The sequence below is a fragment of the Desulforhabdus sp. TSK genome (genome assembly GCF_022836495.1).
Classification (GTDB): domain Bacteria; phylum Desulfobacterota; class Syntrophobacteria; order Syntrophobacterales; family Syntrophobacteraceae; genus Desulforhabdus.
This window is the reverse complement of sequence record NZ_BQXM01000013.1, coordinates 32,146-46,828: the sequence shown is the minus strand read 5'-3', so window position 1 is coordinate 46,828 and position 14,683 is coordinate 32,146. Positions and strand designations below refer to the sequence as shown.

The following is a 14,683-nucleotide window of genomic DNA, read 5'->3' as shown; positions in this document are numbered from 1 at the left end:
CATCCCTTCATATCACTTTGAACCGCCGCCCGCGTTTACCTGCCCGGCCATTACGGGCTCCCGCCCGACGCTGTAGTAGGTGAATCCGTGCTCCGCCATGAGCCTGGGCATGTAGACATTCCTGAGATCCACAAAGACAGGCTGCTTCATCAATTCCTTCAGGCGGTCCAGGGCAAGGGCACGGTATTCGTTCCATTCGGTCATGAGCACCACGGCGTCGGCACCTTCGCAGGCTTCGTAAGGATTGGAGCAGTAGGTAACGCCCGGCAGTGCCTTGGCGGCTTCCTCCATGGCCTGGGGGTCGTGGGCGCGCACGATGGCTCCGTGCTCCAGCAGGGTGGAAATGATGGTCAGGGCCGGTGCGTCCCGTATGTCGTCCGTTTCAGGCTTGAAGGCCAGCCCCAGGATGGCGATGGTCTTGCCGCCTTCATTCCCACCGACGGCCTTGCGGATCTTCCGGGCCATACGCGCCTTCTGAGCGGAATTCACTTCCACGACGGACTCCACCACACGGCAGGCCACGCCGTTCTCCTGGGCGATACGCAGGAGCGCATGGGTGTCCTTGGGAAAGCAGGAACCGCCATAGCCGGGGCCCGCATGGAGGAACTTCTTGCCGATGCGTCCGTCCAGCCCGATTCCCCGGGCAACGTCCTGAACGTCGGCCCCGATTTCTTCACAAATGTTGGCCACTTCATTGATGAAGCTGATCTTGGTGGCCAGGAACGCGTTGGCCGCATACTTGATGAGCTCCGACGTCTCGATGTTGGTGATGACAAAAGGCGTTTCCAGCAGGTAGAGGGGGCGGTAGATGGCCTTGAGGACTTCCGTCGCCCGCTCGGAATCCACGCCGAGCACCACCCGATCGGGGTGCATGAAGTCCCGGATGGCGGCTCCTTCCCTGAGGAACTCGGGATTGCTCGCCACATCGAAATCCGCCGAGGGATTGACTTCGGAAATGATGCGGGCCACCTGGCGCGCGGTTCCCACGGGCACGGTGCTCTTGTTGACAATGACGGTGTAATCGCTGAGATGTGAAGCCAGTTGCCGCGCCGCGTCATAAACGTAGCTCAGGTCGGCGTAGCCGTCCCCGCGGCGGGAGGCGGGAGTTCCCACGGCAATGAAAATCACCTGGGCCCCGGGAATCCCGGGGCTGAATTCCGTGGTAAAAATCAACCGGTTGGCAGCAACATTCTTGTGCACCAGCTGATCCAGGCCCGGCTCGTAGATGGGGATTTCCCCGCGCTGCAGGCGGGCGATCTTTTCCTCGATCTTATCGATGCACGTCACTTCATGACCGAACTCGGCAAAACATGCGCCGCTCACCAACCCAACGTATCCAGTTCCAATAATTGCTATTTTCATCTTGCTCTTTTCCCTTTTTGCTGCCAATAAACTGTATCGTCACATCGAGGACGCCCATGACGATCACATCGAAAAGTTCCAAGTAATAAAAAGCGCTTACGGCACGAAAGCACTTATTGTAAAACCTAAATACTAAAACCTCAATCCTAAAAAAGAGCTCGAATGAGCGGTCTTTCTTTCCCTGAGGAGTCGTCTCCATGATTTCCAAGAGTCAAAACAGCTTCAAATCACTGCATACCATGAAGGCAGGGGATAAAACCTTCTCCTATTTCCGCCTGGCTGAGCTGCCGTCCCGGGGATGGGCCTCGGTGGAAAGGTTTCCCGTTTCTCTCAAGATCCTCCTGGAGAACCTCCTCCGCCATGAGGACGGGCGGATCGTCACGCGCAGCCACATCGAGGCGCTGCTCGCTTCCGTCGAGGCCTCAGACGGCCCCCCCCGGGAAATTCCCTTCATGCCCTCCCGGGTCGTGCTGCAGGATTTCACGGGAGTCCCCGCCATCGTGGATCTGGCCACCATGCGCAATGCCATGCAGCGGATGGGAGGAGACCCTTCCCGCATCAATCCCCTGGTGCGTGCGGACCTGGTCATCGACCACTCCGTCCAGGTGGACATGCACGGCACCAGCGAGGCCCTGCGTCTCAACGAGGAAAAGGAATACGAGAGGAACCATGAACGCTACAGCCTGCTGCGATGGGCCCAGGGGGCCTTCCACAATTTCACGGTCGTCCCGCCGGGGCGGGGCATCGTGCACCAGGTCAACCTGGAATACCTGGCTTCCGTCGTTCAGACGGATTCCGGTGAAGAGCAGCCGGCAGGAGATGCCCCCCCGGCCATCTACCCCGATACCCTCGTGGGGACGGATTCCCACACCACCATGATCAACGGCCTGGGGGTCCTGGGCTGGGGAGTGGGGGGCATCGAGGCCGAAGCCGTCATGCTGGGGCAGCCTTACTATTTCCCCATTCCCCAGGTCGTGGGCGTGAAGCTCACCGGGGCGCTCCGCCCCGGGATCACGGCGACGGACCTCGTCCTGCACCTGACGGAGCTCCTTCGAAAAAAGAAAGTTGTGGGAAAATTCGTGGAATTTTTCGGCCCCGGCGTTCCGGCCCTCAGTCTGCCCGACCGGGCCACCCTGGCCAACATGGCTCCCGAATACGGCGCCACCATGGGCTTCTTTCCAGTGGACGCCAAGACCCTCGACTATCTGCGCCTCACGGGCCGGCCGGCAGCCCTCGTGGAGCGAGTGGAAGCCTACAGTCGGGAGCAGGGCCTCTTCCTGACCCCCGGCAGCCCCGACCCGCTCTTTTCGGACACGCTCCTCCTGGATCTCGAAAGCGTGGAAGCCAGCCTGGCGGGACCCAAACGCCCCCAGGACCGCGTCCCCCTCTCGGCCGTGCCGTCCGCTTTCCGGGAAGGCCTCGGCAAGGAACCCTCTCAGTGGGGCTTCGGCCTGAGTGAAGCAGCGCAGAAGAGCACCGTGCCTGTCCAGGTGGGGGACAAAACAGCCGAGCTCACCCACGGCTCGGTGGTCATCGCCGCCATCACCAGCTGCACCAACACATCGAATCCCGCCGTCATGCTCGCCGCCGGGCTGCTGGCGCAAAACGCTCTGGCCAGGGGAATCCGCTCCAAGCCCTGGGTCAAGACGAGCCTCGCCCCCGGCTCCCGCGTGGTGACGGACTACCTCCGGAAAGCAGGCCTCCTCTCCGCCCTGGAGGCGCAGGGATTTTACCTCGTGGGTTACGGATGCACCACGTGCATCGGCAACAGCGGCCCCCTGCCGGACCCCATCCAGCATGCGATCGACGAGGGAAACCTGGTGGCGGCCGCGGTCCTGAGCGGCAACCGCAACTTCGAAGGGCGCATCCACGCCGCGGTCCGGGCCAACTACCTGGCCTCCCCGCCTCTTGTCGTCGCTTACGCCCTGGCGGGACGCCTGACCATGGATTTCGAGCGGGAACCTCTGGGAACGGATGGAGAGGGAAACCCCGTCTTTTTGAAGGACATCTGGCCGAAGGACGAAGACATCGCCCGCGCCATGGCTGAGAGCGTCGACAGCACTTTCTTTTCGGGCCGCTACCAGGACATTTACGAAGGGGACGCTGCGTGGCGGAGGCTTCCCGTTCCCGAAGGCGGCATTTACGCGTGGGACCCCCAGTCCACCTACATCCGCCAGGCGCCTTTTTTCGAGAGATTGAGCTCCCAGGTCCCGCCCATCACCGATATCGTGGGGGCCAGGGTCCTCCTGCTCCTGGGAGACTCCGTCACGACGGACCACATTTCCCCCGCGGGATCCATTCCACCCGAAAGCCCTGCCGGGCGGCACCTCCAGTCGCTGGGCATCCCTCCCGAGGACTTCAACTCCTACGGGTCCCGACGGGGCAACCACGACGTGATGATCCGCGGCACCTTCGCCAACACCCGCATTCGCAACCGGCTCCTGGACAACGTGCCCGGGGGATTCACCCGGCATTTTCCCGACGGAGAGATCATGACCGTCTGGGAGGCTGCGCAGCGCTATGACAAGGAATCCATTCCCCGCCTGGTCCTTGCCGGAAAGGAATACGGCACGGGAAGCAGCCGGGACTGGGCTGCCAAGGGAACGGCGCTGCTGGGAGTGCGGGCCGTTCTGGCCGAAAGCTACGAGCGGATTCACCGAAGCAACCTCATCGGCATGGGAGTTCTTCCCCTGCAGTTTCCTGAAGGGGTCACGGCCGAATCCCTGGGGCTCACGGGACAGGAGGTCTACGCTCTCAGGAACCTGGCAGAGAAGCTCGCCTCAGGGCGAGACATCGAGGTGGAAGCCGTCAGTGCCGACGGAAGCACCCGGTCGTTCACCGTCCTGAGCCGCCTGGATACCCCCATCGAACTGGAGTATTACCGCCACGGGGGCATCCTCCCCAAGGTGCTGCGCGAGATGATGGCGGAAAGCTCTCTTTCCTGACGGTTGGCGAGGCGGGAGAAACAGGCTATGGGGGAGAAAAGGCAAGAGATGGACCGGTCATGGGGCAAAGGCGGCATGCCCGGTTCGTTTATCGCCACCCTGGCCGTCCTGGCCCTGACGGGCATCCTCCTGGCCCTGTGGTGGACCTTTGACGGCGATGCGCGGCAAAAAGCCCCTCTCCTTCCCGGAGGGGCCGGCGAGAAACCTCTGGCGGGACAAAAGGTCACCGCGCTCACGCACCCTAACCACGCCCGTGCTTTTCGCCTCCTGGGGCAATGGTTTTACGAGGAGACGGGCGCCGTTGTTCAGAGCATTACGACTCAGCCCAGCGATATCTTGGGTTATTTCGAGAGGGACCTGGCCTCCACTCAACCCCGGTTGGACGTCGTCACCATTCGCTACTACCATCTCGGGCGCTTGACCGAACAGCACATGCTGGCGGATGTCACGAGCCTCATCGAGAGGCACAAGGCCGCCCTGCAGCCGGAGGACTATCTCCCGGCCCTCTACGACGCGTACACGGAATATGGAGGGAAGCGATGGGCACTGCCGTTCGACGGGGACACACACCTCCTCTTTTTCCGCAAGTCCCTCCTCGACAAGTACGGCTTTTCCCCTCCCGACACATGGGACGACTATCTTGAAATCGCCCACACCATCACGGAAAATGAAAAGGCCAACGGGATCTACGGCACGGCCATCATGATGCATCCCTTTGTGTCGCTCAGTGTGGCCAGTTTCCTCAATCGGTTGTACTCCTATGGCGGAGCGCTTCTGGATGCGGATTTCCGTCCTGCCTTGAACAGCCCCCAGGCGGCGGCAGCCCTGGCGGCGCTGGTGGAGCAGGCGGCGTACGCCCTGCCGAGTCCCATGGAAACGGATTACGATGTGTCCCGTGAGGCATTTCTGGGGGGCAAGGTCGCCATGGTGGAACAGTGGACGAACATTGGCATCCAGGCTGAAGATCCCTCTCAGTCCCTTATCCAGGGGGATTGGGGGGTCGTGCCCATCCCCCGGGGAAACGGCCCCGGAGCACGGCATGCAGCGCCGCTCAATTCCGGATTCAGCCTGGCCCTTTCGAGCAAGGCTCCCAATCCCGATGCCGCCCGTGCCTTCCTGCTGTTCGCCTCACGACCGGACATCGCCCTGCGGCTCAACCTCGCCAATGTCACCATAGATCCCACACGGGTGTCCGTGCTGCAGGGCGAGCCATACAGGCGCTTTGCACCGGAAGTCAGCGCGGCGGCTCAGGCGGCCCTGGCCGTATCCATCCCGTGGCCCAGGTTGCCGCAGTCCCAGGAACTGCTCGAAGTATTGGCGGACCACCTTCTCCTGGCCGTGGGAGGACAGGAATCGCCTCAGCAGGCCCTCGGTGCCACTCAAGAACGCTGGCTTGAAATCCTCGGGAAACGCGGGAAATGAAAGGGTACTCCCGCACCGGAGAAATCATTCGCGCACAAGTGGTGCACTCATGAAGCTGACGTGGCTCAACAAGCGTAAGTTTTTGCTCTGGCACAAAATCATTCTCACCATCACCGGCTCCACGCTCATCCTGGCACTGGGCTTCGCCTTTTCCAGCAGCTACTTTTTTCAGCGCGTCAGCGACAAGACAGGAGATGCAGGAAGGAGTATCCTGGCAGCCCAGACGGAGGAGTTTCTCGAGAAATATACCCGCATGCAGGCCGAGGCCCTGGATTTTCAATTGCACCAGGCAAAGCTGGCCTCCTGCTATGGGTCGGCCTTCCTGGCCGAGCAATTGGCGCACCACGGATTCAACGACGCGATGATCCAGGGACTACTGGCAACGATCTTTCAGAGCACCGGCAATCTGGACAGAGTTTTTTTCATTCTGCCTTCCGGCAGGTTTTACTGCTATCCGGAAAACGCCATCTCCAATGCCCGGCATCTGAGAGAATTCAACCTGAGTCTGCAGCTGTTTCTCCCCAGCTTTCCCCCTGGGGCAACCAGCAGGGTGGAAGATGTCCGGTGGAGCAAAGTCCATCTGGATCCTCTGAGCCCTGTCCGGAATCTCCTGGTGGATGCCGTCACTCCCGTACCCCACGACGGCTTCATCAAAGGGTACCTCGGGGTTTCCATTTCCCTGTCACGGCTCATCGCTCAGTTCAACCTGGAGAAACCTTTCCCCGGAAGCTACAGCTTCATCATGAACGCGGAATCCAAATTGATTGCAGCTCCACCCCATGCCCGGGTGGACCTTGCCGCAGGGGCAAAAATCACGGAACGAGGCATCGTGGATCTCCAGGACACCGGCAATCCGGCCCTGGATGCAGTCCTGCGCAGCATGATCCTGGGAAGGGATTTCCTGGAAGAGATTCCCATTCATGGTCAGCCCAAATACCTTGCCTACCGAACGCTCATGAGCATCGACTGGAGGCTGGGCACGGTAGTGCCCGTTCCCCTCGCTACCGTCGCGGCGGAAAAACTGGTGAATGTCGTCAGGAGCGGAAATGAAAAGGCCGTCGTGGGGACCCTGCTCTGGGCGATACCCTTGCTTTTTTTCGCGCTCCTCGTGGGGGGACTGCTTGCCGAACGGCTGGTATCGCCTCTGAACGCTCTCACATCCGCTACAAAGGACATGGCGCGGGGAAACCTTGCCTGCAGAATCCTCCCCGGGAGGAAGGATGAGATCGGCATGCTCATCCGGGACTTCAACTACATGGCGGACCGGATTCAAACCGTTGTGGGAGATCTCGAAAGGTCCAACAGCCAGTTGTTCATAAAGAATAAAAATCTCGAGGATGAAATCGCCGAAAGGAGGCGGGTTGAGAGGGAGCTCCGCCAGGCCGAAAGCGCTCTGAAGCTCCTCAACAAAAAGCTCCTCCTGGAACAGGATCAGCGGAAGTTCATTTCCCAAAAGCTCATCGAGCTCCTGGAGTCCGATCGCAGGAAGATTTCCATGGAACTGCATGACAGTCTCGGCCAGGTGCTGACGACCTTGAAGATGGACCTGGAATGGCTCAGGATGCACCTGGATGATGCTGCGCCCTCCATCCGGGACAGAGTCCGCCAAGCCCGGGAGAGGACCGTAACACTCCTCAGAGAAGCCAAGGACATCGCACACAACCTGCGCCCCAGCCTCCTGGACAACCTGGGGCTCGTCCCTTCACTCCAGAACCTCGTCCAGGAGATGGAAAAGTCCACGGACATCACTTTCCATTTCTTTACGCACGACATCCCCAAAGAGATCGCTCCCGAAAAAAAGACCGCCCTTTATCGAGTGGCCCAGGAAGCCCTGTGCAACGTCATGAAACATTCCGACGCCAGGAACATTTTTCTCAACCTCGTGAAGAATGGTCCTTTTTTGGAGTTGAGCGTGGAAGACGACGGCATTGGTTTTGTGCCGGAGCAGGCCTCCCGGCCTCATGAGGGAAGAGCGCCCCTGGGGCTCCTCATCATGCGGGAGAGGGTCGTTCAGGTGGGGGGCGAGTTCACCGCGGAATCCCGGCCGGGAGAGGGAACGCACCTCCTTGCCGCGATTCCTTTGTGATGCCCGGCTGCAGGGCTTGAGCAGAGTTTGGCGAAACGCGGCAGGTAGCGTATGGAAAAAATTCGAGTCTTCATAGCCGACGATCACCAGGTGGTCCGCAGGGGAATCAAGAACACTCTCGGAGACTACCCCGAATTTGAAATCCTTGGAGAAGCACGCCAGGGCCGCGATGCGGTCAAAAAGGTGCGCGCATTGAAGCCGGATGTCGTCGTCATGGATATTTCCATGCCGGACCTCAACGGAATCGACGCCACCCGGCAGATCAAGCAGTTCAATGGCGGCATCCACGTCGTCATCTTCACGATGTATTCGGATACGGAGTACCTGGTGGATCTGCTCCAATCCGGTATATCGGGCTATGTCCTGAAGGAAGACCCCATGTCGGAACTGGTGCAGGCAATCCGAGAAGTCAGCAAAGGGAGAAAATACTTCACCAAATCGATGCCCCATGTCTTGTCGAGGTACTTTGAATCCCAGAGGCAGGATAAAGGCCGGAACCAGGGGAGTGAAATTTTCAACCGACTGAGTCTACGTGAACGGGAGGTCCTGCAGCTTCTGGCCGAAGGAAACCAGGTGAAGGAGATAGCGGGCAAGCTGGGAGTGAGCCCCAAAACGGTTGAATCTCACAAATACAACTGCATGAGCAAACTGGGAGTCTCCTCCGTGGTCGAGCTGACGCGCATCGCCATCAAGATGAAGCTGATCCAGGTTTGAGTGCCGGTGCTGCAGTGCCACGTTGGTTTTTTCTTCCAACCAGTGTAAAATTCTTTCACAAATGGTTCTCGTTCCACCCAAAAAAGACATGACGCCGGGGTGAGCCCTTCTTTTCAGAAAGAGGAACCGTGCGCTTTACCGGTTTCCGCAGACCGCGGAGCATCGGCAGGAATGTGAAGAGGAAGCGTTTTGGCATTTATCCCACGTGACAGGCACAGCAGGAAACATCGGTACTCGAGCCGGGAAGAGACACTTTCCCTTTCCAGGAAGGAGCAGCCTCCCTTTGAATTTCAAATCCACCGAAACCTGCGCCCGGTTTTAGACCGCATCAAAGTACCCGAGCCGCGTCCCTTCGTCCCGGACCCCTTTCAACTGGAGGCGCTGGAAGCTCTGGGAGCATCCGATGTCCTGGTGACCGCTCCCACGGGGGCAGGGAAAACCTACATTGCCGTAGAAGCCATCCAAACGATCTTTCAAAGGGGAGGAAAAAGCTGGTATGCATCCCCCCTGAAAGCCCTCTCCAACGCCAAGTACGAAGAGTTTACAGCGACCTTCGGCCCGGAAAACGTCGGAATTTTGACGGGAGACAGAAAGGAGAACGCCCAGGCGCCCATCATCGTGGGCACGACGGAAATCCTGCGCAATCAGCTCTATGATTCCATGCACATGGGGGAAGATATCCAGGTGGACCTGGTCGTCCTGGACGAAGCGCATTACCTGGGGGACAAGGACCGTGGCGTCGTGTGGGAGGAAGTCCTCATTTACCTGCCCCCCCGCGTTCGGCTCCTCCTCCTTTCAGCCACGATCCAGAATGCCGGACAGATCTGCGATTGGCTGGAATGGCTCCGGCGGGCACCCTGCCGGTGGGTTTCCGCCTTTGAAAGGCCGGTCCCCCTTTTCCCGATTTTTCTCTTCCCCTCGGGAGAGCTGACGGCCCTGGGGACCCGGCGGGGAATCCTTCCCAAAATCCACAGCGTGGACAGGCGGTCTTTTTCTCGAAGTGACTTTCCCAACATTCCCAAGGTGATGGAAGCCCTGCGGCGGGCCAACCTGCTGCCGGCCATCTTTTTTCTCAAATCCCGGGCGGACTGCGAAAAGTCCATTTCCCTCTGCCGCCCGGTCCCTGGAGCTGCGCGGGGCAAAGCCAGGGAGGACGATCCCTTCCACCAGCGCCTGGAGGAGCTGCTGCAAACCTATCCCTTCCTGCGGCAGCATCAGCACCTGTCCATCCTGAGGAATGCACGCGTGGGGGCCCACCACGGCGGGCAGCTCCCCCACTGGAAGCTGCTCCTGGAAAAGCTCATGCAGGAAGGACGGCTGGAGGCCATCTTTTCCACGTCCACCGTGGCGGCTGGCGTCAACTTTCCGGCACGCACCGTGGTGATTTTCCAGAGCGACCGGTTCAACGGCAAGGAATTCCTTCCCCTTTCGGCCACCGATCTGCTCCAGATGACGGGGCGCGCGGGTCGAAGAGGCATGGATGAAATCGGGTTCGCCCTGGTCGTGCCCGGCTACTTCCAGGACCCGCAGCTCGTGCACGACCTGCTCAAATCCCCGCCGGACCCCATTCTCAGCCAGATCCGCGTCAACCATTCCATGGTCCTCAACCTGCTGCTCTCCCATGAGCCCATGGAAATCCGAACGCTTTTCGCGTCCTCCCTGGCAACCTATCAGAACATCCGCCAGGAAAGCCAGGTCACCGGGGATTTTGAAAAGGCCAGGCAGCAGCTGGAGGAATGGATCCCGGACATGGCCTGCCAATCCCTGGAACGCCTGGAAGAAGTCCGTCCCCAGTTCGCGGTGCTCAACGAGAGCCTCAAAAAGTCCAGAAAGCTCTGGAGGCGCCAGGCTTCCCAGGATGCCCTTTCCGGCCTGTTGGCTCCCGGCAGGATTTTTCTGAGCCGACGGGGAACCCCCTACATCGCCGTCGGCGACCCCGACGCGGAACGAGAGACCGTGGAAGCCGTACGCATGGCCGCTCCTTTGCGCGTGAGGCGGGGACAGGTCAGGACCTACCGGGTGGGGTTTCACCGTATCCGGCACCTGGGGGAAAAGCTCGAGCACCTTCCGCACCTGAAGGCCCGCAAGGAATGGGAAGCCCTTGCCGAGGACCTGGCCCGGGAGCCCTTCCGCCTCATGGACCGTCAGTCTGCCGGGGAACAGTCTCCGTCCCTGGACGCCGTCAACCGGGAGATGACCCGAGCGATCCATTTGAAAGCGGCGCTGCCGTGCAACACCTGCACCCTTTTCGGCCCCTGTCAGAAAGGGACGTCGCACCCCTTTTCGTCCGCTCTTCAGAAATACCTGAGCTGCCAGGCCCAACTGAGCTCCATCCAGGAGCAGCTCTGGCAATCCTTCCTGCAGCACCTGCGCCTCCTGCAGGAAGAGAAATACGTGGACCCGGACGGACACCTCACCGACGACGGCCTGTGGGCTTCCAAGCTGAGGCTCGATCAACCCCTCCTCATTTCCGACTGCATTCGAAAAAATGTTTTTCCGCCCGATCAGCCCGAACTGCTGGCGGGCCTCCTCGCCCCCTTCGTCATGGACCGGGAACGGCCCGGAGACATCCAGCTCTCCACGCTGGTGTGGAAATACCCCGACCTGGCGGCCCCGTTTTTCAGAATGCTGAAAAGCCTCCAGCCCCTGCGGGAGCACCTGGAGGCCGAAGGGTTCCCCATTCCCCCTCTGCCCTTCTGGGCCCTCATCACCGTCTATCACTGGGCCATGGGACACACCTGGGACGAGGTGAGGGCCATCTCCGGCATGGACGAAGGGGACCTGGCCATGGTCATCCTGCGAACGGCGGAGCACCTGAGACAGATCGAGGCGCTTTCGGAAACGCACCCCCGCCTCGCCGCCTCGGCGCGCCGGGCTATCGACCTCATTTTGAAGGAACCGGTGCTGGTGGATTAGAAGGGTTTTGAAAGATCGAGCGGCATGAGGGATTACTTTAAACCTTAAAGTCATCATCGATGAGCGACAGACCATGAGCCAGGATCTACAAAATCCCGTTGCGATCCTTTCCGACATCCACGGGAACTTGGAAGCATTGGAGGCGGTTCTGGACGCCATGGAATCCGATGGCATCAAGGACATCATCCACCTCGGAGACCTCGTGGGTTACAACGCCAATCCCGTGGAATGCCTGCAGATCCTCAGGCAACGCCATGTCCTTTCCGTCATGGGCAACCACGATCTCGGGATTGTCGATCCCACCTCGTCCAGGGGCTTCAATGTCCTGGCCCATGAAGCGCTCCGGTACGTTCGAGAGCAGCTCAATCCCATTGACAAGGAATACCTGGGGAATTTTCCCCTTACAAAGATTCTCAACGATCGCTGCATGTTCTGCCATGGATCGCCCGAGAGCATCGACAGCTACATCCTGGACGTTTTCCAGGCCAAACGGGCCTTCAACCTCATGCTCAAAAAATTTGCCTCCGTCGATGTCTGCTTCTATGGGCACACACACATCCAGAAGCTGTGGATCAGAGACCAGCGGGGAAAGGTGACGGCTTCCTCCGTCTATTCTTCCATGATCCTGGAAAGCGATGCCATGTATCTCATCAATCCTGGAAGCGTCGGACAACCCAGGCAGCACGACAATCGGGCTCACTATCTCGTTTTTGACCCCGAGCGGCGCATCGTTCATTTCAAAGCTGTCCCCTACGACATTGAAAAGGCTCAAAAGAAGATTCTCAAGGCGCAGCTGCCCGAATACCTGGCGCTCCGCCTGAAGGAAGGGATTTAGATCATTTTTTTCAACGAAAGTTTCCCAGGGAGGGACCCACTATGATGTTTGGTGCCAAAGAAGGCGTGTTGAAGAACGGAACCCGGGTCACGCTTCGGCCCATGGTGAAGGATGACGAGGAGGCCCTTTATAATTTTTTCCAGATCATTCCGGACGATCTTTTGATCTTTATACGCCATAACGTCAAAGACCGGCGCGTCATCCATGACTGGGCCGAGCGCATCAATTATGCGCGGGCATTGCCGATGCTCGCCTTGGTGGGGGATGAAATCGTAGGAGACGTGACCCTGCACCGGGTACCCTATGGCTGGAAGCGCCACATCGGGAGAGTCCGGGTCGTCATCACCCCGGAATATCAGGGGCAGGGACTGGCCACCCTGATGCTCAACGAAATGGTGGGCCTGAGCCACGAACTGGCCCTGGAAAAACTCTGGGCGGAAGTCCCCCTCGATTCCGTCGCCGCCATACGAGCATGCAGGAATTCGGGATTCGGGTGCAAAGCCGTCATCGAAGGCATGGTGAAGGATGCCCGGGATCAAAACATTGACATTCTCATCATGACCTGTGACATCTCCGCCTACTTCGACCGACGCTGGGAGCTGCGGCGTCATCTTGCATGAGCCCAGACTTAGAAGCTGTCTGAGAACTGAGTCACTCGCTCTTAGCATGCACCTCATTGCGTCATTCCGGCAGTCTTCAAGCCGGAATCCAGGTTTTTCGCTGGGCGGGATTCCGGCTTGAAGACTGCCGGAATGACAAGCAAACGCATTTTCAGACAGTTACTTAGACCGAAACTCTCCCTTGTGGGGCCGACCGTCTCACTGGGGGAGCACCCTTCCCGTTCCAAAATGGGGAAAGCGCTCCAGCAGGGCTTCGCTCAGCTCTCCGGCGTTTTCATACCGGGAGGTCCAATCTCTCTCCAGGCACTTGAGAATGATCTCTTCCAGGCCCTCAGGGAGATCCGGCTCGAGGTTTCGCGGAGGCTCCGGCGCCTGTTCGAGGATGCTGTCCATGAGCTCCTTTTCATTGTCGGAATAGAAGGGGAGCAGGCCTGTCGCCAGGGCGTAGAGGAGGACACCGAGAGCCCACACATCGCTGGCCAGGCGGCTTTCCCCCATGATCTGCTCCGGGGCCATGTAGGGACGGGAGCCGATCACCGTCCTGCTGATGCTCTGGCGCGACAAATCCTTCGCCGCTCCGAAGTCCAGGAGCTTCAGCGTGCCGGATCCGGTGATGATGATGTTTTCGGGCTTGATGTCACGGTGCATGATGCTGTGCCCGTGAGCGTGGGAAACGACATTCAGGAGCTGCAGAAAAGCCTTTTCTTTCCGGGCGGCGCTCAACCCCTCTTCCAGGAGCTCCTGGAGCGTCCGCCCCTCAACGAACTCCTGAATGAGGACTGCCTTCCCTTCGGCCTGAATCACATCCAGTAAACGAATGACATTGGGATGCCCCAGGAAGTGCCGCAGGATAGCGGCCTCCCGCATGAATTTCAAATTGAGCTTGGGCGTGTGCGGGATCTTGGCGACCGCCGGCTTCTCCGTTCCCTTCTGTTTGACCAGCCACACGTCCCCAAAGCTCCCTCCGCCCAGCCGCCGGACTTCTGTCCATTTACCACCCAGGGGCCCCGTGGATTCCATGGGGACTGCGTCGCTGCAGGCGTGAAAAATCCGGGAGACCACAAGCTTCCCCACTTCTCCGATTTTCCGGCGCAGGCTGTGGAGCCCCCACTTTTCAGCCCGCTCCGTCCAGGATTTTCCTGCCTTCTCCTCCCGCGCCGATTGCGCCCACTGCAGCAGCACATAAAACCGGGCCGGAAAAGCCGTGGAATCCAGCGGCAGGATCCAGAATTCATCGCCTCCCGCCCGGAGATACTGTTTCACTTTGGAGGCCAGTCCGGGAGGAATCAAAAGGAGGAGGGGAATCGAACGCGGGAGTGAGCGCTTCAAAAGTCGCACATCGTGGTCGGGCCGCTTCCGCTGTCCATCCACGCGAAAAACGGTGAGAAGAACCTCTCCCATCTGAGCCACCCTGCCCAACTCTTCGATCCCGCTCAAGATGACGGACTCCATGGGCACATCCAGGTGAGAGAGCAGTTCGTCGATGCGTTCGATCTCAGGTGGCTCCAGATGCACGAGCAGCACCTTTTCGTGATGTACCGGCGGACTGTCCTTGGCGCCTTCGTCTTGGGAAAGCATAGTGACTGCGCTCATGCGAGAGGATGGGATGGGAAAGAGGGAAAGCCCTCCAGGGAAGAAGGGGCGGCAGGTGAATTTTCGTCAGAGGGCTCTGACTTCACCCCTTCGTCCCCCTTCCCCGGCAAGGAGAATAAGAAAAGTCCAAAAGGCTGAACGCGCTCACACCGGGAGGCACAATCCCAGCGTCCCGGTCGTGAGCAACAGG

At 59.6% G+C, this 14,683-nt stretch carries 9 protein-coding genes; 7 read left to right on the top strand and 2 right to left on the bottom strand.

The window, feature by feature from the left end:
- Positions 1–12 precede the first annotated feature (12 nt).
- A complete protein-coding gene (locus MWC30_RS09625) occupies positions 13–1,362 on the bottom strand; it encodes a UDP-glucose/GDP-mannose dehydrogenase family protein (RefSeq protein WP_244083957.1) in 1,350 nt (449 codons plus the stop codon).
- A gap of 197 nt (positions 1,363–1,559) precedes the next feature.
- Here MWC30_RS09625 and acnA point away from each other — a divergent pair, with 197 nt between their 5' ends.
- From acnA to MWC30_RS09590, 7 genes are all read left to right on the top strand, one after another.
- Entirely contained in the window at positions 1,560–4,307 is a 2,748-nt protein-coding gene (acnA, locus tag MWC30_RS09620; RefSeq protein WP_244083956.1) for an aconitate hydratase AcnA, read from the top strand.
- Between the two features lie 27 nt (positions 4,308–4,334).
- Positions 4,335–5,729: an ABC transporter substrate-binding protein gene (locus MWC30_RS09615; RefSeq protein WP_244083955.1), complete on the top strand. Its 1,395-nt coding sequence runs from the start codon at positions 4,335–4,337 to the stop codon at positions 5,727–5,729.
- 49 nt (positions 5,730–5,778) lie between these two features.
- The gene (locus MWC30_RS09610; protein ID WP_244083954.1) at positions 5,779–7,815 is read left to right on the top strand and encodes a HAMP domain-containing protein; all 2,037 of its coding nucleotides are present in this window, start codon (positions 5,779–5,781) and stop codon (positions 7,813–7,815) included.
- Positions 7,816–7,866: 51 nt separating this feature from the next.
- The gene (locus MWC30_RS09605) at positions 7,867–8,529 is read left to right on the top strand and encodes a response regulator transcription factor (RefSeq protein WP_244083953.1); all 663 of its coding nucleotides are present in this window, start codon (positions 7,867–7,869) and stop codon (positions 8,527–8,529) included.
- Positions 8,530–8,718: 189 nt separating this feature from the next.
- Positions 8,719–11,445 carry a DEAD/DEAH box helicase gene (locus MWC30_RS09600; protein ID WP_244083952.1) on the top strand — a complete coding sequence of 909 codons (2,727 nt, stop codon included), beginning with the start codon at positions 8,719–8,721 and terminating at the stop codon, positions 11,443–11,445.
- A 73-nt stretch (positions 11,446–11,518) separates the two neighbouring features.
- Positions 11,519–12,280, top strand: a complete 762-nt coding sequence (locus MWC30_RS09595) for a metallophosphoesterase (protein ID WP_244083951.1) — start codon at positions 11,519–11,521, stop codon at positions 12,278–12,280.
- Between the two features lie 41 nt (positions 12,281–12,321).
- Positions 12,322–12,900, top strand: a complete 579-nt coding sequence (locus tag MWC30_RS09590; protein WP_244083950.1) for a GNAT family N-acetyltransferase — start codon at positions 12,322–12,324, stop codon at positions 12,898–12,900.
- Positions 12,901–13,098: 198 nt separating this feature from the next.
- Here MWC30_RS09590 and MWC30_RS09585 read toward each other — a convergent pair whose 3' ends face one another.
- On the bottom strand, positions 13,099–14,478 hold the full coding sequence (locus tag MWC30_RS09585; protein WP_244083949.1) for a serine/threonine-protein kinase: 1,380 nt from the start codon (positions 14,476–14,478) through the stop codon (positions 13,099–13,101).
- Between the last annotated feature and the right edge of the window lie 205 nt (positions 14,479–14,683).